Source organism: Kitasatospora sp. NBC_00039 (assembly GCF_045160625.1).
Lineage (GTDB): Bacteria > Actinomycetota > Actinomycetes > Streptomycetales > Streptomycetaceae > Kitasatospora.
Genome location: NZ_CP108290.1, coordinates 730,955 through 751,650 on the forward strand (window position 1 = coordinate 730,955; position 20,696 = coordinate 751,650).

The 20,696-nt window shown below is 71.6% G+C and carries 21 protein-coding genes and 3 pseudogenes; 16 read left to right on the forward strand and 8 right to left on the reverse strand.

Annotation, left to right across the window (positions count from 1 at the left end; all coding sequences use genetic code 11):
• The first annotated feature begins 3 nt into the window (after positions 1-3).
• The 6 genes and pseudogenes from OG286_RS39370 to OG286_RS39395 all read left to right on the forward strand — a co-directional run bounded on the left by OG286_RS39370 (position 4) and on the right by OG286_RS39395 (position 7,068).
• Positions 4-273 (forward strand): ferredoxin, encoded by a 270-nt coding sequence (locus OG286_RS39370; RefSeq protein WP_331742342.1) that lies wholly within the window; start codon positions 4-6, stop codon positions 271-273.
• Positions 270-1,664, forward strand: a complete 1,395-nt coding sequence (locus OG286_RS39375) for an FAD-dependent oxidoreductase (protein ID WP_331742345.1) — start codon at positions 270-272, stop codon at positions 1,662-1,664. The genes OG286_RS39370 and OG286_RS39375 overlap by 4 nt, the downstream gene beginning before the upstream one ends.
• 166 nt (positions 1,665-1,830) lie before the next feature.
• Positions 1,831-3,069 carry a cytochrome P450 gene (locus OG286_RS39380; protein ID WP_331742348.1) on the forward strand — a complete coding sequence of 413 codons (1,239 nt, stop codon included), beginning with the start codon at positions 1,831-1,833 and terminating at the stop codon, positions 3,067-3,069.
• A gap of 591 nt (positions 3,070-3,660) precedes the next feature.
• Positions 3,661-4,176, forward strand: a pseudogene (locus OG286_RS39385) (lipase family protein); the annotation flags it as partial.
• 374 nt (positions 4,177-4,550) lie between these two features.
• Positions 4,551-5,648, forward strand: a complete 1,098-nt coding sequence (locus OG286_RS39390; RefSeq protein ID WP_331742679.1) for a MerR family transcriptional regulator — start codon at positions 4,551-4,553, stop codon at positions 5,646-5,648.
• A 757-nt stretch (positions 5,649-6,405) separates the two neighbouring features.
• Positions 6,406-7,068, forward strand: a complete 663-nt coding sequence (locus OG286_RS39395) for a hypothetical protein (RefSeq protein WP_331742351.1) — start codon at positions 6,406-6,408, stop codon at positions 7,066-7,068.
• Between the two features lie 277 nt (positions 7,069-7,345).
• Here the strand turns inward: OG286_RS39395 and OG286_RS39400 are convergent, their stop codons facing one another.
• Positions 7,346-8,458 carry an FAD-dependent monooxygenase gene (locus OG286_RS39400; RefSeq protein WP_331742354.1) on the reverse strand — a complete coding sequence of 371 codons (1,113 nt, stop codon included), beginning with the start codon at positions 8,456-8,458 and terminating at the stop codon, positions 7,346-7,348.
• A 70-nt stretch (positions 8,459-8,528) separates the two neighbouring features.
• Here OG286_RS39400 and OG286_RS39405 point away from each other — a divergent pair, with 70 nt between their 5' ends.
• Complete coding sequence (locus OG286_RS39405; RefSeq protein ID WP_331742357.1) at positions 8,529-9,209, forward strand: TetR/AcrR family transcriptional regulator C-terminal domain-containing protein; 681 nt, start codon at positions 8,529-8,531, stop codon at positions 9,207-9,209.
• A 205-nt stretch (positions 9,210-9,414) separates the two neighbouring features.
• On the opposite strand, the gene OG286_RS39410 is transcribed toward OG286_RS39405, so the two are convergent.
• Positions 9,415-9,750 carry a metalloregulator ArsR/SmtB family transcription factor gene (locus OG286_RS39410; RefSeq protein WP_331742360.1) on the reverse strand — a complete coding sequence of 112 codons (336 nt, stop codon included), beginning with the start codon at positions 9,748-9,750 and terminating at the stop codon, positions 9,415-9,417.
• Positions 9,751-9,983: 233 nt separating this feature from the next.
• Here OG286_RS39410 and trxB point away from each other — a divergent pair, with 233 nt between their 5' ends.
• The 4 genes from trxB (at position 9,984) to OG286_RS39430 (ending at position 13,157) form a co-directional block, all read left to right on the forward strand.
• Positions 9,984-10,973: a thioredoxin-disulfide reductase gene (trxB, locus tag OG286_RS39415; protein WP_331742363.1), complete on the forward strand. Its 990-nt coding sequence runs from the start codon at positions 9,984-9,986 to the stop codon at positions 10,971-10,973.
• 99 nt (positions 10,974-11,072) lie between these two features.
• Entirely contained in the window at positions 11,073-11,402 is a 330-nt protein-coding gene (trxA, locus tag OG286_RS39420) for a thioredoxin (RefSeq protein ID WP_331742366.1), read from the forward strand.
• 123 nt (positions 11,403-11,525) lie between these two features.
• The gene (locus OG286_RS39425; RefSeq protein WP_331742682.1) at positions 11,526-12,521 is read left to right on the forward strand and encodes a DsbA family protein; all 996 of its coding nucleotides are present in this window, start codon (positions 11,526-11,528) and stop codon (positions 12,519-12,521) included.
• 132 nt (positions 12,522-12,653) lie between these two features.
• Entirely contained in the window at positions 12,654-13,157 is a 504-nt protein-coding gene (locus tag OG286_RS39430) for a hypothetical protein (protein ID WP_396326139.1), read from the forward strand.
• Here the strand turns inward: OG286_RS39430 and OG286_RS39435 are convergent.
• Positions 13,074-13,511, reverse strand: coding sequence for a glyoxalase (locus OG286_RS39435; protein WP_331742369.1), 438 nt, complete (start codon positions 13,509-13,511; stop codon positions 13,074-13,076). The genes OG286_RS39430 and OG286_RS39435 overlap by 84 nt on opposite strands.
• 533 nt (positions 13,512-14,044) lie before the next feature.
• Positions 14,045-14,434 (reverse strand): annotated as a pseudogene (locus OG286_RS39440) (NmrA family transcriptional regulator); the annotation flags it as partial.
• 12 nt (positions 14,435-14,446) lie between these two features.
• Here OG286_RS39440 and OG286_RS39445 point away from each other — a divergent pair.
• Positions 14,447-14,707, forward strand: a complete 261-nt coding sequence (locus OG286_RS39445; RefSeq protein WP_331742685.1) for a helix-turn-helix domain-containing protein — start codon at positions 14,447-14,449, stop codon at positions 14,705-14,707.
• A 209-nt stretch (positions 14,708-14,916) separates the two neighbouring features.
• Positions 14,917-15,153, forward strand: coding sequence for a hypothetical protein (locus OG286_RS39450; protein WP_331742371.1), 237 nt, complete (start codon positions 14,917-14,919; stop codon positions 15,151-15,153).
• Positions 15,154-15,172: 19 nt separating this feature from the next.
• On the opposite strand, the gene OG286_RS39455 is transcribed toward OG286_RS39450, so the two are convergent.
• The 4 genes from OG286_RS39455 to OG286_RS39470 form a co-directional block, all read right to left on the reverse strand.
• Entirely contained in the window at positions 15,173-15,355 is a 183-nt protein-coding gene (locus tag OG286_RS39455) for a hypothetical protein (RefSeq protein ID WP_396326140.1), read from the reverse strand.
• A gap of 541 nt (positions 15,356-15,896) precedes the next feature.
• Positions 15,897-16,340: a hypothetical protein gene (locus OG286_RS39460; protein WP_331742376.1), complete on the reverse strand. Its 444-nt coding sequence runs from the start codon at positions 16,338-16,340 to the stop codon at positions 15,897-15,899.
• A 73-nt stretch (positions 16,341-16,413) separates the two neighbouring features.
• Entirely contained in the window at positions 16,414-16,959 is a 546-nt protein-coding gene (locus OG286_RS39465; RefSeq protein WP_396325686.1) for a hypothetical protein, read from the reverse strand.
• A gap of 122 nt (positions 16,960-17,081) precedes the next feature.
• Positions 17,082-17,489, reverse strand: a complete 408-nt coding sequence (locus OG286_RS39470) for a hypothetical protein (protein WP_331742383.1) — start codon at positions 17,487-17,489, stop codon at positions 17,082-17,084.
• A gap of 503 nt (positions 17,490-17,992) precedes the next feature.
• Between OG286_RS39470 and OG286_RS39475 the strand changes: the two genes are divergently transcribed.
• The 3 genes and pseudogenes from OG286_RS39475 (at position 17,993) to OG286_RS39485 (ending at position 20,450) form a co-directional block, all read left to right on the forward strand.
• Positions 17,993-18,181: a hypothetical protein gene (locus tag OG286_RS39475; RefSeq protein ID WP_396325687.1), complete on the forward strand. Its 189-nt coding sequence runs from the start codon at positions 17,993-17,995 to the stop codon at positions 18,179-18,181.
• 761 nt (positions 18,182-18,942) lie between these two features.
• Positions 18,943-19,222, forward strand: a pseudogene (locus OG286_RS39480) (transposase); the annotation flags it as partial.
• 334 nt (positions 19,223-19,556) lie between these two features.
• A complete protein-coding gene (locus OG286_RS39485; protein WP_331742385.1) occupies positions 19,557-20,450 on the forward strand; it encodes a methyltransferase domain-containing protein in 894 nt (297 codons plus the stop codon).
• The last annotated feature ends 246 nt before the right edge of the window (positions 20,451-20,696 follow it).

Genomic DNA, 20,696 nt, shown 5'->3' on the forward strand with positions numbered 1-20,696 from the left:
CCGGTGAGGGTGGTCGTTGATCTCAATCGTTGCCAGGGGTACGCGCAGTGCGCGTTCCTCGCGCCCGACGTCTTCAGGATGCACGGGGACGAGGCACTGCTCTACACCCCCCGGGCCGGGGCCGAACAGCGCGAGCGCATGGCACGGGCGGTCGCGGCGTGTCCGGTGCAGGCGATCGTCGTCGACGACCGGGACGAGGAGCAGCGCACGCCCGTCGGTGGGACAGGTGTCGGCGGGGCGGAGGCCGGCGGCCACGGAGGTGGTCGGCGGTGAACGGTGACGGTTGGCTGGAGCGGCTCCGCCGCGAGGGACGCATCGTGATCGTGGGCGCCTCCCTCGCCGGGCTGCGGGCGGCGGAGACCTTGCGGGACAAGGGCTTCACGGGGCCGCTCACGCTGGTCGGCGACGAGCCCTACGGCCCGTACGACCGGCCGCCGCTGTCGAAGCAGGTGTTGCTGGGCGTGGCGTCCGCCGATTGCACCGCGCTGCCGCACCGGCGGGAGGTGGACGCGCACTGGCGGCTCGGCAACGCGGCGACCGGGCTGGACATGGCCACGCGGCGGGTGCGCCTGGCCGACGGCGACGAGCTGGAGTACGACCGGCTGCTGATCGCGACAGGGGTACGGGCCCGCCCCTGGCCGCACGCGGATCAGGCCGCCCTGGACGGTGTGTTCGTGCTGCGCGGCCGCGACGACGCGGCCGCGCTGGAACGCCGGCTGGGAGCCGGCCCGCGCCGGGTGCTGGTGATCGGGGCGGGGTTCACCGGTTCCGAGATCGCCTCCGCGTGCCGGGAACGCGGCCTGGCCGTGACCGTCGCCGAGCGGGGGGCCGCGCCGCTGGTGGGCGCGCTGGGCGGGGTGATCGGCGAGGTGGCCACGCAGATGCACCTCGACGCCGGGGTCGACCTGCGGTGCGGGGTCACCGTCACCGCCCTGGAGGGCGACGCGGCCGGCCGGGTCCGCTCGGCGGCCCTGTCGGACGGTTCGACGGTCGAGGCGGACGTCGTGATCGTCTCGCTCGGCGCGATCCGCAACACCGACTGGCTTGCCGGGTCGGGGCTGGGCGCCGGTCCGCGCGGGATCGCCTGCGACGCCGGCTGCCGGGCGTTCGACGTGCGCGGCATCGTCACCGACGACGTCTTCGTGGCCGGGGACGTGGCGCGCTCGCCGCACCCGTTGTTCGGTTACCAGTTCCTCTCCCTGGAGCACTGGGGCAACGCTGTCGCACAGGCGGAGGTCGCTGCGCACAACATGATCAACGCCGCCCCGCAGCGGCTGCCGCACCTGTGGGTGCCGGCCTTCTGGTCGTCCCAGTTCGGGGTGAACATCAAGTCGGTCGGGGTGCCGTCGATGGGGGAGGAGATCATGGTCACCCAGGGTTCGCTCGCCGAACGCCGCTTCACGGCCGTGTACGGGCACCAGGGGCGGGTGATCGCCGCGGTCACCTTCGACCACGGACGCTGGCTCCCGTTCTACGAGGAGCTGATCCAACGCACCGCGCCCTTCCCGCCGCCGTTCGAGACCATGGACCGGCCGCAGGAGGGCGGCGGCCCGCGCCCGGCCGGCTTCCCCGACCCGTCCGTGCCCTCGCACGGCCCCACGGTCACCGTCAGCGGCTACTCCCCGGCCGATCGGACCGTCACCTTCACCCCCGCGCGGGCCTGACCGTCGCCACCCGACCGTCGCCCGCCGTCCCGCGCCCGCCGCCCGCCGACCCCGTCCAGCCCTCCCGCGTCCGCCGACCCGCCGCCGGCCGGCGAGCCGCGGGCCCTCCCGCGGACACCCCGCACCCGCACGACGGGCACGGTGCCCCACGAACCCGAGGACCGTCATGACCGACCTGACGTTGCTGCAGCAGATCACCGACTACTCCAACCGCCACGACCCGTACCCGTTGTACGCCCGGCTGCGGGAGAAGCCGGTCCACCACGACGAGAGCGGCCCGTACGTGATCGGCGGGTACCACGCGGTGCGCGCGCTGCTCCACGATCCGCGGATCAGCTCCGAGGCCCGCTACCGGGCCGTGCCCGACACGACGGCGCCCGGACAGGAGGAGGGCGATGCCGGCGGGGTGCTGCCACCGAACTTCCTGCGACTGGACCCGCCCGAGCACGACCGGCTGCGCGCCATCACCAACCGCCCGTTCGGCCCGCCGCACAGCCCCCACCGCATCGACGGCATGCACGGCGAGCTGGAGACGATCGTCACCGACCTCATCGACGCCCTGGACGGTGACGAGATAGACCTGGTCGACCGCTTCTCCTACCCGTTCCCCGTGACCGTGATCTGCCGCCTCCTGGGCATCCCCCGCGAGGACGAGAGCCGCTTCCACGGCTGGGCCGACACCCTCGTCGCCACCCTCGACCCACAACCCGGCCAGGACCTCACCGAACGCAACCGCATCGCCCAGCAGGCCCGCGTCGAGCTCGGCCTCTACCTGAACGCCCTCATCGAGGAGCGCCGCAAGGCGCCCGGCGACGACATGCTCTCCCAACTCGCCACCGGACAGGGGCCCGAGGGCCGGCTGAGCGGCATGGAGGTGCTCAGCACCGCCGCACTCCTGCTCATCGCCGGCCACGAGACGACGGTCAACCTGATCACCAACGGCATGCTCACCCTGCTGCGCCACCCGGAGGCCCTGGAGCGGCTGCGCGCCGACGCGCGGGTGGCGGTGCCGCTGGTGGAGGAGCTGCTGCGGTACGAGCCGCCGGTGCAGATGTTGCCCAGCCGCACACCGATCACCGACATCGAGGTCGCCGGCGTCACCATTCCCAAGGGGGCCTCGCTCTGGTTGATGCTGGCGGCCGGCAACCGCGACCCCGAGCGGTTCGCGGACCCGGACCGCTTCGACCCCGACCGGCCGGACAATCAGCACCTGGGCCTCGGCAGCGGCATCCACAGCTGCTTCGGCGCGCCGCTCGCCCGCCTGGAGGCACAGCTGGCACTGGCCGGACTCGCCCGCCGGCTGGAGCGCCCGCGCCTGGTGGAGGACCCGCCCCCGTACCGCACCAACGCGGTGCTGCGCGGGCCCCGCCACCTGCGGATCGCGATCGACGGCGTGCGGCGCTGAGGCACCGGGCCCGCGCCCGCCAGCACGCCGCCCAGGGTGAATCCGGCCGGCAACCACCCATGGGGGACCGGCCCGTGGAGCGACAACCAGCCGTCCGACTACAACCAGCCGTCCGGCGACGGTATGAGGTTCCACGGCCGGAACGGCACCCTCGGCCGGACCCTCCCGGGCGGTGGCAGCACCGGCCCCGTCGCGCCCCGGGGCTGGGGGCGCCGCCTGCTGCCGGACCGGAGCGGGGGCCCGGAGCCGTTCGTGGACCGGCGTGCCGGCGAACCGTGGTGCCGAGTCGCGTTCCGCCGCGTTGGGTGCGGTCACAATCCACTTGGTGAATCTCTGTTGTACGGCCCGGGGACACGGCGCCGTTCCGCCGTCATCATGGTTGCCGAGAGGTTACTTACCGGTTGGTAACACTCTCGCCGGTGGATCACCAGACGTGTGCCGACGCTGACCTCACCGTCCAACGGACCCTCACGCCCCCACACCCCCACGCCCCCACCCGTACCGGAGGACCGCTGTGCCCGCGCGAAAGGCCGCTGTGCCCCGTACCCGCCGACTCCCTTGCGAGGGCGCCCGCGCCACCGGAACCGGACCGCCGGCGCCGGTGACCTCACCCTGGGCGGCGCCATCGCGAACGCCGAAGCCGTCTTCCTGGCGCCGCTGCTGTTGCAGGGCTACAACCTCGTCATCCCGGACACCGAGGGACAGACCGCCGACTTCGCGGCCGGCCCGGAGTACGCGTTCACCACGCTGGACTCGATCCGCGCCGCGACCAGGTCCGCGGAGACCGGCATGGACTCCGACACCGCCATCGCCCTGATGGGCTACTCCGGCGGCGCCATCGCGACCAACTGGGCGGCCGCACTCGCACCGGGCTACGCCCCCGAGGTCAACGGCAAGCTGGTCGGCTTCGCCGAGGGCGGCCTGCTCGTGGACCCGGCGCACAACCTCAAGTACGTCGACGGCTCCCTCGTGTGGAGCGGTGTCATCCCCATGGCGGTCATCGGGGTCTCCCGTTCCTTCGGCATCGACCTCAAGCCCTACCTGAGTGACGACGGCCTGGCGGTGTACCGGGAGCTGGAGCATGGGTCGATCGCCGACGCCCTGGGCCACTGCGGCAGTGCATGTCCGCCGCCCTGTCCAGGCTGCGCGAGGCGGGAGTGTCGGTTCCGTTCTGATCTTCGTCCGCCACTGATCTCCATCACGGAGCTGGTCTCCTGGCCGGTCCGGCCCTCGCGTTCGGCTCGGGCGGCGCGCGCGATGAGGTCGTCGCGGATCTCCTCGATGCGGAAGGCGCTGGTCAGGGTCCGGCCGGTGCATCGGACATCGCGGCAGGCTTCTGCGGGCCGGACCGTCGCTCCGGCTTGCAGGAGTCGCCTCGGGCCCGCTCCTTCGGGTCCGGGATCTTTGCTGCCGTGAGTGAGGGTGTTGACCCTCACGTGGCGTCAGGCTGCACAGTCGGTGCCGTGGACGATCACTGGACCGTGGGACGCGTGGCCGGCCTGGCCGGTGTGAGCGTTCGTACGCTGCATCACTATGACGAGATCGGGCTCGTTCGGCCGTCGGCGCGGACGGTGGCCGGGTACCGGGCGTACTCGGCGGGCGACGTGGAGCGGCTGCGGGAGGTGCTGGCCTATCGGCGGTTGGGCTTCGGCCTGCGGGAGGTCGCGGAGCTGGTCGGCGACCCGTCCGCCGACGCGGTCGCGCACCTGCGTCGACTGCGCGGTCTGCTGCAGGAGCGGCGTGATCGCGCCGGCGCCATGGTGGCGGCCATCGACAGGGAACTCGAGGCACGGGCGAAGGGACTCAAGGTGACACCGGAGGAGCAGTTGGAGATGCTCGGTGCACGGCTGTACGACGCGATCGGCGGCGCCTACACCGCGACGAGGCGCACCGAGCCGCGGATCGCCGCGCAGATCTGGGACGCGCTCGGCGACGCGCAGACGGTGCTGAACGTCGGGGCCGGCACCGGCTCCTACGAGCCTGCTGATCGCGACGTGACCGCGGTGGAGCCGTCGGCGGTCATGCGGGGGCAGCGGCCTGCCGGGTCGGCGCCGTGCGTGGCCGCCGCCGCGGAGAGCCTGCCGTTCGAGGACCATTCATTCGACGTCGCGATGGCCGTCTCCACCGTTCACCACTGGGGGGACGCGGTAGCGGGGCTGCGCGAGATGCGGCGCGTGGCCCGCCGCGTGGTGGTGCTCACCTTCGACACCGACGAGCCCGGATGGCAGGACCGGTTCTGGCTCACCCGCGACTACCTGCCCGAGTTCGCCGCCGTCCTGGCCGAATTTCCCTCGCTTGCCGTCCTGGCCGACGCGATCGGCGCCCGCGCCGAGCCGGTGCCCGTCCCGTGGGACTGCGCTGACGGCCTGTTCGAGGCGTACTGGCGCCGGCCGGGGGCGTATCTGGAGGACCACGTGCGCCGTGCGATGTCGGTGTGGACGAGGGTCGGGCCGGAGGCCGAGCAGCGGGCGGTACGCAGCCTCAGTGACGACCTCGACTCCGGCCGGTGGGCCGAGCGCAACCGCGACCTCGCCGACCGCGACGCGGCAGATCTCGGCCTCCGCCTGCTCGTGGCCTGAACCGCGTCGCAGCGTCCGTGTCCTGGTGCTCCTGACGGCCCGCCGGTCAGTGCTGCGCTGGGCGGGCCTGGCGCTGTGGACAGGACGGAACGGGAGGGGACCAGGGCCGGCCGGCGTCAGCCGCTCTCCGCCGGCCCGCACGACGACGAGCCTGTCGCCCTCGAAACCGGTGACATCCGTGTCGCCCGGGCGGCCGTGTCGGGAACACCGCCGGGTGCTCGGGCAGGCGTAGCCATCGGCCGCCAGAAGTGGCCGGGGTGGCCGGAGGGTTGAGGGGGCCGGTGCCGGCGATCGGGCGGCGGGTCCTGGTGGGCTCTTCCCCAGCGAGCGCCGGCTTGTAGGCCTGCGCACCGGCGGCACGCCGTCGAGCGGGTAGTCGTCGGCCTGGAGCCACTACGATGCGTGGCGTCGGTGGGGCAGGACAGTGGGGGTGCGGGGCGTGGCTGGTTACGGCGGGGGCGGGTACGGGGATCCGGTGGGTGGCGCGGGCAGTCGGCCGCCGGCAGGGTGGCCCGGCCAGGGCTCCCCGGTCCCGCCGCCCAGGTCCGCGCATGCTCCGCCGGCGGGGTACCCGTACGCTCCGCAGGGTTATCCGTATGCTCCGTCTGCTTCTCCGCAGGGGTATCCGTACGCGCCGCCTTTTCCGCCGGCTTCGCCACCACCTGCCGAGCCGTCACGCGGCCGGAAGATCCTGCGCGGGGTCCGCAATCCGTTCTACGCCGCCCAGCGGACCTTCCGTCCTTCCCGTCCCGCGGTCGTGGACGATCCGGCGGTCCGCAGGCTCCAACTGTGGCGCACCGTGCTGGGCCTGGTCGCCTGGGTGGGCCTGATGGTCACCTACAACTCCGTCGTCAGTGCCGCCGACGTCAAGGCCGTTGCGGACGAACGCCTCAACCAGAGCTGGTCCAGCGTCCTGGTGCTGGTCTGCACCTTCCCCGTGGTGGTGGGTGCGTTCGTGGCGGCCGCGCGGGGCGGGCTGCGGCGCGTCTACCTGCGACGGGCCCTGCGCCCGCTCGGTGCAGTGGTGGCCATCATGGCGTCCATGGGCACCGCGGCGCTCGCGATGGCGCCGGAGACGGCGGGGCTCCGGGAAGCCGTCGGGCTGCCGGGAACGATCGCCATCGGGGTGCTGTGCGTGTGGTCGATGGGTTTTGCCCTCTACGGCATCGGCCTGTCGCTCGTGCACGTTTTCCGTACCGCTGACATCCACGAGGTGCTGCCGCCGGTCCTTGCCGGCGTCCTGGTGTGGGAGATGGCGCTCCTGGACGTGATCACGGGCGCCTACCCCCAGGTTCCGGCGGGCGCCCGGGCGGTCTTCATCCTGGGCGCTCCCGTGACCGTCACGGCCCTGTCCTGGTGGGAGATGCGCCGGCTACGCCGCCACCACGGGCTGACGGTCCGTAACGCACTGGGGCGCTGACCGCCCGGCCCGCCCCCGCTTGCCGGAGATCACCGTGGTCCGGCCGGCCCCCTCCTGCTCGGGGAGGAACGGTCGCGAGCCCGCCTCTCGTCTTCGCCGTCGGCGGCCGACCTCGCGGGTCATGAGGATCCGAGATCCACCCCACCCCGCTCCCGTTCCTCGGATCGTTGGTCGTTGTGGTGGCTGGGGGCGGGAGGAGCGAGGCCGGCCGGCCGCGCGGCCACTGCACAAGGCATGCACGTTCAAGCGTCGGCTGCCCGTCGTTTGCCGGCTGAATTCAGCTGGGCTGGAAGAACGCCAGCATCTTCTTGGCGGCGCCCGGCGACGTCAGGATCTCCTGGACGTGCGCGGACTGCCGGCCGGCGGCGCTGGTGCGTTCGAACATCTCGCGTTCGTATTCTTCGACGGCGGCGGGAAAGTCGTCCGGGTGCGCGGCCAGCGCGAGGCCGAGCAGCGCGCCGTCGAGCAGCGCCATGTTGGCGCCCTGCCCCACCGGCGGCATCAGGTGGGCGGCATCGCCGAGCAGCGTGATGCCTCGTGTCGACGGCCAGGTCAGGCCGACCGGGAGAGTGGTGATCGACCGTGGCAGGACGGTGTCGTCGCAGGCGGCGATCAGTGCGGTGAACCGTGAGTCCCAGCCGGTGAACAGATCGATCAGCCGCACGCGGGCGACGGCAGGGTCGTCGAACGGGATGCCGCTGGAGGCGAACCAGTCCTCGGCGGTGCTGAAGCTCAGGTAGATGCGTACGCGGCCGTCGCCGTTGCGCTGGGCCGCCAGGGATTGCCCGTTGCCGAGCACCCAGTAGTTGCCTCGTCCGACCATCGCCGCGAGGTCGGGGTGGGTGCGGTCGATGTCGGGGATGCCGAGCTCGACGACGTTCTGGCCGGTGTGCACCGGGCGGGCGTCGGTGAGAAGCGCGCGGACCCGGGAGCACGCACCGTCGGCGCCGACCAGCAGGTCACACGTCGCGCTGCTGCCGTCGGTGAAGTGCAGCAGGCCGCGGTCGGCGTGTTCGAACGCGTGGCCCCAGCGCACCGCGTGTTCGGGGAGAGAGTCCAGCAGCAGGTTGCGCAGATCGGCACGGTCGACCTCAGGTCGCTCGAGTGGGGCGTCGTCGGGCGTGTCCTCCTGGAGCAGCAGGGTGCCGTCCGGCTCGAGAAGTCGCAGGTCCTGGCCTTCGCGACGGGCAATCGCGTGGAACCGGTCGATCAGGCCGGCCTCGCGCAGTGCCCGCTGCCCGGTCCCGGAGTGCAGGTCGAGCATGCCGCCCTGGCCGCGCGCGCCGCGGGACGGTTCGCGTTCGTACACGACGGCGTCGATGCCGTTCACGTGCAGCACGCGGGCGAGGGCCAGGCCGCCGAGGCCGGCTCCGATGATGGCGATGGTCATGTTTGCCTCTCTCTGATACGCCGTACTGACCGATACACTGTATCTACCGATGCGATGTATTGTTAGCGGCATGTTGGTGTGGGAGAGGCCGGAGCCGCCGAATCGACCCGTGCCGGCCCCGCTGAACCGGGAGCGGATCGTGCGAGCAGCGATCCAGCTGGCCGACGCGGACGGCCTGGAGGCGGTGTCGCTGCGCAAGGTCGCCACCGCGTTGGCCGTCGGGCCGATGCGGCTGTACAGCTACATCGCCGGCAAGGAGGAGTTGCTCGACCTGATGGTCGACGCGGTCCACGCCGAGATCCGGCCGGTCGGAGACGAGTGGCGGGAGGTGCTGCGGTCCCTTGCCGAAACGACCCGGCAGGCCGCTCACGAGCACGAATGGCTCGCCGATCTGCTCGGTGGGCGTCCGCAGCTCGGGCCGAACGCGCTGGCCAGGGGCGAGGCCGTGGTGGCCGCGCTGGGCGGCGTTGACGTGGACGCCATCATGCCGGTGGTCACCGCGGTCGACGCGTACGTGATCGGCGCGGTGCGCCGGGAGATCGCCGAGCGGCGTGCCGAGCGGGCCACCGGGATGGACGAGAAGCGCTGGCAGGCCTCACTCGGGCCCTATCTGGAGCGGACCTTCGCCACCGGCCGGTTCCCCGCGCTGGCCACGGTGGTGCGCGATGCCGCCCACCTGGACGCCGACCAGACCTTCCGGATCGGCCTCGACTTCCTGCTCGACGGCATCGAAGCCCGCATCTCCAGCTGACACGCGGCCGAAGGAAAGGACCGGTGCAGCCCACGGCACCAGGTCGGCGCCGACGCGTCGAGACGACGCAACTTCGCCGAAGGCTGAGCGGGTGGTTCGCCGTCGGCGCCTGCCGGGCTCGCTCAGCCGGCCTGCGCGGGCCCGGGCCCGCGCCTTCCGATCGCGCCGGAGGCCGGGCCGTGCGCGGGGAGGCGCTCGGCGTCGGTCACTCGCACGGCCGTTTACGGTCCGCGGCCAGCGATTCCGCCGCGGCGCGGGCGAGACCGCCGAAGAACTCCTCCAGGGCCTGCGGTACCTCGGGGCGCAGTCGGTAGTACGTGAAGCGGCCGTGCGGCTCCGGCTCCACGATGCCGGCCTCGCGCAGCACTCGCAGATGGTTGGACAGCGCGGTCTGCCGCGCACCCGTCTCCTTGATCAGGTGGTTGGTACACAGGGCCGCCTGCGCGAGCAGCGTCACGATGCGCAGGCGAAGGGGCTCGCCCAGCACTCGAATGAGGTCGCCCTGCGTCAGCGTCGCCTTGTCGGTCCCTGGTGTCAGCATGCCTCGATTATCACATATCACGCCGTGCTGATACCACTCTTGCGTGATATCACTGCAACGTGATACGTTGTAGATGTTCCGGTCGCCCCACTCTCTCGGGATTGGCCGGACCCCCGCCGCGCGGCCCAGCAGCGGCGCGGCGTGGTCCGGGCCGCAGCAGCCAGGCGGTCGGGCCCGACACCGCGGCCCCCGGCGGAGCCAACCGTCGCCGTGACCTATCAGGAGGCATCGCCTTGAGCACCCCCATCCGTGACGTGATCATCATCGGTTCCGGCCCGGCCGGCTACACGGCCGCGCTCTACACCGCCCGTGCCTCCCTCAAGCCGCTGGTCTTCGAGGGCGCCGTCACCGCCGGCGGCGCGCTGATGAACACCACCGAGGTGGAGAACTTCCCCGGCTTCCGGGACGGCATCATGGGCCCCGAGCTGATGGACAACATGCGGGCCCAGGCCGAGCGGTTCGGCGCCGAGCTGATCCCGGACGACATCGTCGCGGTCGACCTCACGGGTGACATCAAGACCGTCACCGACTCCGAGGGCAACGTCCACAAGGCCCGCGCCGTGATCGTCACCACCGGCTCGCAGCACCGCAAGCTCGGTCTGCCGAACGAGGACAAGCTCTCCGGGCGCGGCGTCTCCTGGTGCGCCACCTGCGACGGCTTCTTCTTCCGCGACCAGGACATCGCGGTGGTCGGCGGCGGTGACACCGCACTGGAGGAGGCGACCTTCCTCTCCCGCTTCGCCCGCAGCGTCACGATCATCCACCGCCGGGACACCCTGCGCGCCTCCAAGGCGATGCAGGAGCGCGCCTTCGCCGACGAGAAGATCCGCTTCGAGTGGGACAGCGCGGTGGAGGCGATCCACGGCGACCCGAAGCTGACCGGCGTCACCCTGCGCACGGTGTCGAAGGACGGCGGCACCACCGGCGAGACCCGCGAGCTGGCCGTCACCGGCCTGTTCATCGCCATCGGCCACGACCCGCGCACCGAGCTGTTCAAGGGCCGGCTGGACCTCGACGCCGAGGGTTACCTGAAGGTCGAGGCCCCCTCGACCCGGACCGACGTCCCGGGCGTCTTCGGCGCCGGCGACGTCGTGGACCACACCTACCGCCAGGCCATCACCGCCGCCGGCACCGGCGCCTCCGCCGCCCTGGACGCCGAGCGCTACCTGGCCTCACTGGCCGACCCGGAGACCCAGGCCGTCATGGTCGTCTCGGCCGTCTGACCACCACCACTCACCCGAACCAGCCGAACCAGCCGAACCACCCCAGTCACCCGAACCACCCGACTCGCCCGAGTCACCGACAGATCAAGGACATCTCCCATGGCCGGCACCACCATCACCGCAACCGAGAGCAACTTCGAGGAGCTCGTGTTCCAGAGCGACACGCCCGTTCTGGTCGACTTCTGGGCCACCTGGTGCCCGCCGTGCCGGATGATCGCTCCCACCCTGGAGCAGATCGCCGCCGAGCACGCCGACCGCTTGACGGTCGTGAAGGTCGACATCGACAAGAACCCCGCTCTCGCCGCCCAGTACGGGATCATGTCCATCCCGACCTTGAAGGTCTTCGCCGGTGGCAAGGCCGTCAAGACCATCGTCGGCGCCCTGCCGAAGGACCAGCTCAAGCGGAACCTCGCCGACTTCATCGGCTGACCGTCCCCACGGCCGGCCCCGGTCGTCGACCCGCTCCGCAGGCCGGTGCGGGCGCCCGGCGCCCACACCGGCCTGAACAACCGCACGGCAGGCAAGAGCCTCAGAGAGGACATGAGGGCGAAGATGCGCATCGAGATCTGGGCGGACGTCGTCTGCCCCTGGGCCTACATCGGCAAACGCCGGCTGGAGGCGGCCCTCGCCGATCCGGCGCTGTCCGCCCGCGACATCGAGGTCGTCTGGCGCCCCTACCGGATCGACCCGACCGCCCCGGCCCAGGCCGTCCCGGTGGAACCGGCCCAGCGCGACCCGATGGTCGACGACACCGCAGGCCGGTGCGTGGTGGACCCGCCGGCCACGCAGAGCCCGGCGACCGCCGACGACCGGGTGCCCATCTCCCGCATCGCAGCCGCCGAAGGGCTTGGACCCAACTGGGGCGCCGCCTGGCGATCCAGCAGCCACGACGCCCACCGGCTCCTGGCCCTCGCCCACGAGCACGGCGGCAGCGCACTGCAGGACACCCTGGCCGAGTACCTGATGCGGGCACACTTCGTCGAGGCCGACGACATCAGCGCGCGTGACACGCTCAGGACCCTTGCGACCGCCGCCGGATTCGCCGAAGCCGCCGCGCTGCTCGACACCGACGCGGCCGACCGCACCGTCCGGGAGCTTCGCCTGATCGGCAAGGCGCGGGGCATCAAGACCTCCCCGACGATCGTCGTCGGAGACCGGGCCCTGGCCGGCGCACAACCACCCGACATCATCGCCGACTTCCTCGCCACCGCAGGCCCGGAACGCGATGTACCCGAAGAGGTCGGGCGCTTGCGGTACGCCGAGTCCCTCCTGGACCTACGGGACCCGCTCGGCGCGCTCACCCTGCTCCAACCGCTGCTCGACGAACACGGCGACGACCTCAACGTACGTCGCCTTGCCGCCCGCGCGTACTTCACCTCCGCCCAGCTCGGCCGCGCCCGGCAAACCCTGGAACAGCTGGTCACCGACCTGCCGGACGACTCCTACCTCCGGCTCATGCTCGGTCGCACCCTTCAGCGCCTGGGCTTGGACGAACAGGCCGCTCCGCACCTGAGGATCGCTGCCGCCATGACACCGGAATTCGCCTGACCGCCGGCGGCGGATCACCTTCAGCGGCCGGTCACCGGCACCCACGACCGCCGAGCCGCAGTTCCCCCACCCTTCCCGCACGCCGTCCTGGCCGCCGGCGCCGTCGGCGGCGCGGTCGGGCTCGCGGGCCTGGTGGCGGGCACGCTGCTGCTCGACGTCGGGATGCAGTGCGGGGCGGTCGCCAACCTGGTGCGGATCTACGCGCTGCGCCCCGATGCGCGGAGCAGGCTCAACACCGCGTACATGACCTGCGGCTACCTCGGCGGGACGGTCGGCTCCTGGGCGGGGGCCCATGCCTACCAGGCGGTGGGGTGGCCCGGGGTGTGCGCTGTGGTCGCGGCGGCACCGGCGCCCGCGCTGGCACCGCTCGCGGGCCGGGACGCGCGAGCCGGCCGACTGCCGGCCTCCCCGGCGGCCCGGCAGCAGTACGTGAGGCCCTCCGCCCGCTGCCCGACTGCCGGCCTCCCCGGCGGCCCGGCAGCAGTACGTGAGGCCCTCCGCCCGCTGACCGGCGGGCGATTCCGCGTCGCCCACGCCGGTCACGGGCCCGGCTCACCCGGGATGCTGGTCGTCCTGAACGTCGTGCAGCGAAGGGGCGTAGGAGATCCCGACGATCAGGCCGTCCGCCGTGAGTAGTCTGGCCACCGTCTGGCCCCACGGCTCGGTGCGGGCCTGGTGCACCAGCTCGAAGCCCGCGCGCTGAAGCTCGGCCCCGGCGGCTGCGACGGCTTCCGCGTTCGCCACCTCGAACTCGATCGATGCCTGCGGGACCACCCGGCCTGCGGGCCACTGGGTCGTGCCGAAGCACGCCTCGGCCGCCTGCGAGAGCGGCCACAGGCCGAAGTGCTTGCTGCCGGAGACACTCCCGCTGGAGTAGTAGCCGTTGTCTTCCCCCTCGAGGGGCAGGCCGAGGGCCTCGATGAACAGCTTGCGGCCCAGCGGCGGGTCGGCGACGACCACCGCCACGCTCGTGATGAAGAGAACGTCCATGCCGGCGGTGGCACTCCCTGCTGCGATGGGATGGTGAGGGCCGGGGATCCGGCCTGGACGGCACCGCTCCCATGCGTCGGTGCCGCTACTGGTGGGCGGATCCCGAACAAGCTATCCGCCTGCCCCCAATGGGCCGGGACACCCGCGCCACCACCGGCGTCGAGTCACCCGATCGGGCGTCCCGCCTGCGCGCGGGCGATACCGGTACCCGCGCTGGGCCGTGCCCCCGGACCGCCTGGGCTCAGCCCAGCGCGTCCATCAGGGCGGTGACGTAGGCATCCAGCCGCTCCTCCACAGCCCGGACAGGTGGGACGTCTGAGCGGGGGATCGTCCGGACGTCAGGAGAAGCAGGGACATCTTGACTGCTACCACTCACCAGGTAAGCCCGCCCGGCCGGCGCAGGGGCTGGGAGCAACGGTCAAAGGTTGTGGGTGGGCGTCGTGCGAGCCTGCTCGGCGACCTCCTTCCAGGACCGATCCACTGGTCCTGATCGCCGCTCGCAAGCCGATCAGTTCCAGCGACGCTGACCTGGATCAGCGGAACGCAGCGATATTGCGGGCGGCCCAGTCGGCGAACGGGCGCGGGGCGCGGCCGAGGATCCGCTGGACGTCCGGGCTGACGCGCAGTTCGGACGGGTTCGGGGAACCGAGGATGGTCAGGGTGTCCTCGGCGAGCTCGGCCGGCATGCTCTGCGCCATGGCAGCCTTGGCCTCGTCGCGGGTGAGGTCATGGAACCGCACCGGCGAGCCCAGCGCGGCGGCGATGGCCTCCGCGTGGCGGCGCGGTGTGATCACCTCCGGACCGGTCAGCTCGTACACGCCGCCGGTGTGCCGGTCATCCAGCAGGCAGGCCGCCGCGACCTCGGCGATGTCCGCCGGGTCGATGATGGGCACCCCGGCGTCGCCGAAGGGCGCGGCGACGACAGCAGATGGGGCATCTGGGTGTTGATCTCCTTGCGGAGTCAGAACCTCCGGTTCTACAGGCTGCGCGAGAGCATCCAGGGCATCAGCGAGAAGATGCTCGCCCAGACCCTGCGCGCGCTGGTCCGGGACGGCCCGGTCTGGCGGGAGGTCGAGCCGACGGCCTCGCCTCAGGTCACCTACGGGCTGACCGAGTTCGGTCGGGACGTCGGTGAGCCGCTGGAGGATCTGTTCGACCGGATTACACGGCGGCTGTCGCCGCGCAACGCGGGATAGGGCTGCGGCCGCCAGCTGCCTGGATCACCCAACTCGTGCGGCGATCGGTCACGTTGGTGCGCATCTCCAGTCGGCCGCTACCACGCGGCCCTTTGACCCGTGTCGGACGAGACCGGGTGACGCCACCCGTTCGGTCCGATGACAAGGCGAGCCATCTTGGGTAGGTATGGCCTGTTCGTGCCACTACGACCGAGGAAGTTGGGCGCACCATGGAGAAGGACCAGCTGGCTCACCTGGAGCAGCGCATTCACCACCTCATTACGGTGACCAAGTCCGTGACCAACGACGGTCACGAGGAGCTGCTCAAGATCATCCACCGGCCGGGCTGGACGACGCCGGCCGAGATGGCTCTCGTGACCAACGCCGTTGATCACCTGATCAAGCAAACAGAAGCCCTGAACGAGGCCCGCGTGGGGCTCATCGAGGGGGCTCGCTCCATCGGCTGAAGGCCGATCCGCGAGTCGCTCACCATGGGTGCCGGCCGGAACTGCCGCTGCTGGTCGGGACGTGGGCTGCTCGGCCCGACCGCCGCAGCCGGCCGCGCGTCTTCCCGATGCCGCCACCCGGGGCGTGCAGCCGGCGCCGCTGCTCCGCGGTGGCGATGCGGAACTGGAACAGCGAGGCGAGCACCGCCCAGGTGGTCTCCACCTCCCGGTGCTCGCCGTCCGGTTCCGCGTCCGGCCTCGCTCTGTTCCTGCTGTCGTCATGGCTGCGGGCCGCGGTGATCGGGCGAGGGCGGCGCCGCCCTCGCCCGATCACCGCGGCCCGCAGTCGGCAGCGCGTCGACCAGGTCGTCCACCAGCAGCTCCACGTCCTGAATCCCCGCGCTCTCTCGCGCCAGCCGGGCGAACACCCCGTCCAGGTCCTCGATCTCCCGCTCGCCGGGCCCGGTGTCCGCGGACGCCAGGATCTACTCCAGCCGCAGGTGCGACGATGGCGCCAGTGGTGACGTCGGATATGGGAACTGTCGGACGGCTGACTGGCGGTCGTCCCGGCCCTACGAATCCCCCGGATGAGCCCACTCTGACAGGGCATAGTTCAACCCGGATCCACCCGGGGTGAGGGGAGCAGCGCGGTGTCGTAGAGGCGCGGTTCGGCCGGCCTGGGGGGACTGCTCCAGTGGGGTCTGGCGGCGTACCGCGTTCCGGGCCGGCAGGACGTCGGAACCGTTCTGCGGCGTCAGGCCTGCTCAATGGGCGTTCGAGTACATGTACGCGTTGGTGGTCCAGTTGAACACGGCGATCTTGATGGTCTTGCCGGCGTCGGACCGGCTGTTGTCCTGTGCGGTGTACCAGCCGTTGCCGATGCTGGTGGTTGCGGGTATCCCCAGCCAGTCCCAGCCACTGCCGGTCCAGGTCAGGATCCACAGGTTCTGGCCGTAGTGGTTGGTGTTGAGGACGGAGTCGATGTACTCATGACCGTCGCTGCCCCAGAAGACATCCATTTCCGCGTTGGCGTCCCTGGACTCGAGCATGTCGCACCAGTGGTAGTCGGTGGACCAGCAGGCGATCGGTGACTGTGGCTGCTGCGGTGTCGAGGCGGTGGCCGGTGCGGTGGCGATGACGGCGCCCGCCAGTACTGCCGTGGCCGTAGCGAGTATGGTGCGGGCCCTGAGGATTCCGGTGAACGACATGCTGTCCTTCTTCCATCCGTCTTGTCGGAGCGGTGCGGTGTGGTCCGGCGTAGAGCCGGGCCGAACAGGATGATTACGGGCCGTCGCGCTTCGGCGGCGGCCCGTCGTCCACGGTCTGGACATCGGCGAGTTTGGCGGCGCCGGACATGAGGACGGCCCCGTCGGCATCACGGGCGATGAGGTCTACGGCCTGACCCGGCACCACGGCGTAGGCGAAGTAGCGATGGGCAGGGTCGGCGGGCAGCGCGTGGATGGGCAGGATGCGCGGGGCCCGGTTGCCCACGTCGACTTCTTCCAGGCTGCTGACACGGGGGCTGACCAGGCCGTGGACCAGGATGAGTTTCGTGTGCCCGTCGACGGCGAAGTTCAACGGACTCTCAGCTGTCGAAGGAGACTGGCAGGCCAGTCCCACGAGGTCGTCCCGCACTCTTGCCGCGGTACACAACTCACCGCCCTTGTGTACCAGTTCGACGCGCCATTCGAGGCCTGCCGTCGTGCCGCGTTCGACGGCGGAGAGCACGTCGAACGGCGGACTCGGCGAGGAGGTCCCAGCGGCGCAGGCGGTCAGTAGGGCAAACGCTGCGATCAGCCCGGCAGAGCCTGACATGACCTTCGACACCAGGCCGTTCCGGTGGACACCCACGCGAGATCGGTTCCCTCCCCTCGGTCTGCCCGGCAGGATGGACCGCCCGGCGGATCGCCCGGCCATGAGGGCCGGCCGGTCCGCCGGTACCGGCCGGTTCAGGAGTCGAACCCCGCGCCGGAACACTTGGCGGGGAAGCCGTTGTTCTCGTTGCTGTCCTGCCCGTACCAGCGGACGTAGTACGTGGTGCCGGGTGAGGTCGCCCCGTAGAAGGTCTGGTACTGGTAGGTGCCGTCGGCCGCCCAGCTCTTCGTGGACCGGATCTTCGTTCCATCGGATCGCACGAGTTGCACGTAGAACAGCCTGGCGCTCCAACCGCCACAGGCAAATCCGCCGAGTGTCACGTCGCTGCTCCCGGCGGTGCCGTCGAGGCCGGCGTGGTAGCTGCCCAGTCCCCATTCGTTCCACGCGCCGCTCGCCTGTGCGGGCGCCGCGGAAGCCAGCGCACCGAGAAGTGCGCCGCTGATGACGACGGCAGCAGAAGCCGTCCGACCGTGAAATCGCATGGAATTCCCTTCGATGATGGACGGACCGGAAGGTCTCGTCCTGGGTTCGCTCCCGGAACGCCTTCGCGGGTTTTTCGGCCCCGCCAAGTTGTCCGAAGAACCGGTGGAGGTCCCACCGTGCGGCATGTCGGATTGTCCGTCCACCAGAAGTCGGCAACACCCAGGTGGGTGGCGGACAATCCGGTTTGGCCGCGGACAAAGCAGGGGGCGCGGGGTGGGGGTTGGACGTCCGCAGGGACGGTTCAAGGGGGAGACCGAGCAGGCGGAGGACCTGGCCCGGTTCGTGCGGGAGGTGCCGTCTGGGGCCGCCGTACGCGAGCTCGCTCAGCGGTACCAGGGCCGGCAAGAGCACTTGGATCGGGTACCGCTCCGGAAGGACATCCCGTGGCACCTGCTCAGCGAGTGGTCCACGATCACGTGGCGGACCCACGGGCCCGGGCGGTGCTGCCGGCGTGTGCTGCCCACCTGCACGAACAGGCCCCCCGTGCGGCCTGGGGTCTCGGGTGCCCGCGGCGGGGCGGTCGGCCGCAGGCCAGGTGCTGGACCTGGCCCGGCAGGCGCCGCGGCAGGCCGAGGCGGGTGTCGCGGAGGCGGAGGAACCGGTCCGTGTGCTGGTGGCGGTCGTGGCCGAGCTGCGGGGCAACGAGGTTGACGGTGCCGCCAGCTCCGGGGTACAGGACGATGCTGCCTGACCGCATCTGTCTGGACTACCCGGGGCGGCTCGGCATTCCACCGTTCGGTGGCGTGCGAGGCGCCCGCTGACGGGCGGGACCGCGCCAGCTGCTCCTGACCTCCGGCTGACCGCCGGCGCCAGGGAACGACCCCGGACGCAGCCGCCGGACGGGCCTTCCGTGGGGCGACGGCCGCCCCGCGGGAGGCTTCCGCACAGGACGCGGTGTCAGCGCCGCCGCCGGACGGCATCCTCCGCGCGGCAGAGGTGAAGGGTGTCCTGCGGATCGGCGGGGAACGAATGGTCGAGCCGCCAGCCCTGCTCGGCGGCCACCCGGAGGCCAGCCCCTGCGCCCACGCCCCCGAAGTGCCGGGTCCTGACATTGACCCGGCGCAGGACCCGGCCTGCCCCGTCAGCCCGGTAGTGCTGCCTGCGGCGACCCGCAACTCCGCTTCTCGGTCCACGACTTGGCGCTCACCGCTGGATGACAGCGACAGACGCCCAGGCGCAGGGCTGCTGACTCTGGCTGTCACAGTCAGGCGTTGCGACACCGTAAGCGCGTCGAACTGCGGCAGTACGGTCGGGCCCGCCGGAAACGGGGGGCGCAGGGCCCGGACGGCTGGGAGGCCAGCAGCGCCGACGGGAGGCGTGGCTGCTCTGCTCGGCGGCCCAGGAGTGCTGTGGCGGGTCCGCCATTCCGGGCGTGTCAGGGCACGTATCGGGCAGTGATCAATTTGAGGGTTCCGCCCTCGTGGCCGCGCCTGATCAGATGGATCGTGTTGTGTGACGCGAGCGCAACTGACAGATGTCGAGTGGGAGTTCATCGAGCCGCAGCTGCCGATCGGTGAGTACGGGCCAGTACCCCGAGCGGCTGCGACTTCAGTTCGAGGGCGTGATCTGGCGGTTTCGGACGGGCGGCCGGTGGCGAGAGTTCCCGCGGGAGTTCGGTGCCTGGTCGACTGTCCACAACCGCTTCCGGCAGTGGAGGCACGCCGGGGTCTTCGAAGCCCTGCTGGAGGGCGCGATTGCGGAAACCGCCAAGCGGGGTGAGGTGGACCTGTCGCCGTGTCGGTGTGTGCTCTCAGCCCTGGAGTCCGAACCGGAGAAGAGGGGCCACCCGCCACGAACGGGGACGTGCATCCGCTCGATCCGCTGGCCCCGACTTCACGTTGTGATCGAAGGCGCCCGGTACGAGGTCGAACCCGCCATGGCCGACAGTCCGGTCAGCGCGCTGTCCCGCGCCTGGTGCGCCGGCTGTGGGGGCCGAATGCATGGACCCTTCCGGCGCGCCACGGTGCAGAACCGTGCTGTAGGGCGTGCGGGGTTCGCAGGCTGTGTGAGACATCCCTCTCCCGTCGTCGTGGCGCTGGTGGCCTGGAAAGGTGGACCATGTAGTCATGACTTCCTCGCCCCGTCCGCCGCACGTCCTTGGCCGACCGGATTCGATAGGCGGGACTACCGCGCTCGGTGGAGAGTCCGCTCCCGCCCGCGGGTACCTGCTGGACAACGCGCGCGCCGAGGCGGGCGAGCGATTCGTTTGGCTGGCCGAGCTGTTCGACGGTGTGACGCGCGGGCACTTCGATCGACTGGGAGTCAGGGCCGGCTCGCGCTGCTGGGAGGTGGGGGCCGGTGGCCCCGGTATCCCGGAGGCGCTCGCGGCGGCCGTCGGTCCGACCGGGCACGTGCTGGCCACGGACATCGACCCGTCGTGGCTGAAGGCAGGCGACGGGTACGAGGTGCGCCGGCACGACGTCGCCGCTGATCCGCCCCCGGAGCCGGGGACGTTCGATCTGGTGCACGCCCGGCTCGTTCTGGTCCATGTACCCGACCGGGCTCGCGCGTTGGCCACGATGGCGTCAGCGCTACGGCCCGGCGGCTGGCTGCTGGTCGAGGACGCCGACACCGCTCTGCAGCCACTGGCATGCCTGGACGACAGCGGCCCCGCGCAGCGGCGGGCCAACCGGTTGCGCGACGCGGTCCGGGAGCTGCTGGCGCGCCGCGGCGCGGACCTGCGCTACGGCCGGACACTGCCGCGGGCATTGCGTGAGGCCGGCTTGGTGGATGTCGCCGCGGCGGGCTCATTCCCGGTCGGCGGGCCGGCCTGCGACCGGCTGGAGGCGGCGACCATCCGGCACGTGCGCGGCGAGCTGCTCGCGGCCGGCCTGGCCGACGACGCCGAGATCGACGCGCACCTGGCCGCCATCCACGCGGGCGAACTCGACCTGACGCTCGCGCCGCTGATCTCGGCCTGGGGACGCCGTCCAGCCGAGGACCTTCCGGCACTCGGCTAGGAGCGGATCCAGGCGCTGTCCACTGAACCTTGATCATTGCCATCGAACCGTGATGATCATTAGGTTTATGTCATCGAAGTTTGAGTGGCACGGGATGCCTGTGCGTCGGGGGTGGCGGTGGGGGAGCTCGGGGGCGCGTACGCGGATCCGGCTCTCGGGGTGTTTGGCCTTGGGTTCTTCGAAGGCAGCGCCCGGATGCGACGCCCGCTCTGGTCCTGCCGGGACGTCCGGTTCGAGCATGTGACT

Bases quoted from the DNA above. Each gene is read 5' to 3' on its own strand.
- OG286_RS39380 (WP_331742348.1), top strand. From the start codon at position 1,831: ATGACCGACCTGACGTTGCTGCAGCAGATCACCGACTACTCCAACCGC.
- OG286_RS39400 (WP_331742354.1), bottom strand. From the start codon at position 8,458: ATGACCATCGCCATCATCGGAGCCGGCCTCGGCGGCCTGGCCCTCGCC.
- OG286_RS39405 (WP_331742357.1), top strand. From the start codon at position 8,529: ATGTTGGTGTGGGAGAGGCCGGAGCCGCCGAATCGACCCGTGCCGGCC.
- OG286_RS39410 (WP_331742360.1), bottom strand. From the start codon at position 9,750: ATGCTGACACCAGGGACCGACAAGGCGACGCTGACGCAGGGCGACCTC.
- trxA (WP_331742366.1), top strand. From the start codon at position 11,073: ATGGCCGGCACCACCATCACCGCAACCGAGAGCAACTTCGAGGAGCTC.
- OG286_RS39425 (WP_331742682.1), top strand. From the start codon at position 11,526: ATGCGCATCGAGATCTGGGCGGACGTCGTCTGCCCCTGGGCCTACATC.
- OG286_RS39435 (WP_331742369.1), bottom strand. From the start codon at position 13,511: ATGGACGTTCTCTTCATCACGAGCGTGGCGGTGGTCGTCGCCGACCCG.
- OG286_RS39450 (WP_331742371.1), top strand. From the start codon at position 14,917: ATGGAGAAGGACCAGCTGGCTCACCTGGAGCAGCGCATTCACCACCTC.
- OG286_RS39460 (WP_331742376.1), bottom strand. From the start codon at position 16,340: ATGTCGTTCACCGGAATCCTCAGGGCCCGCACCATACTCGCTACGGCC.
- OG286_RS39470 (WP_331742383.1), bottom strand. From the start codon at position 17,489: ATGCGATTTCACGGTCGGACGGCTTCTGCTGCCGTCGTCATCAGCGGC.
- OG286_RS39485 (WP_331742385.1), top strand. From the start codon at position 19,557: ATGACTTCCTCGCCCCGTCCGCCGCACGTCCTTGGCCGACCGGATTCG.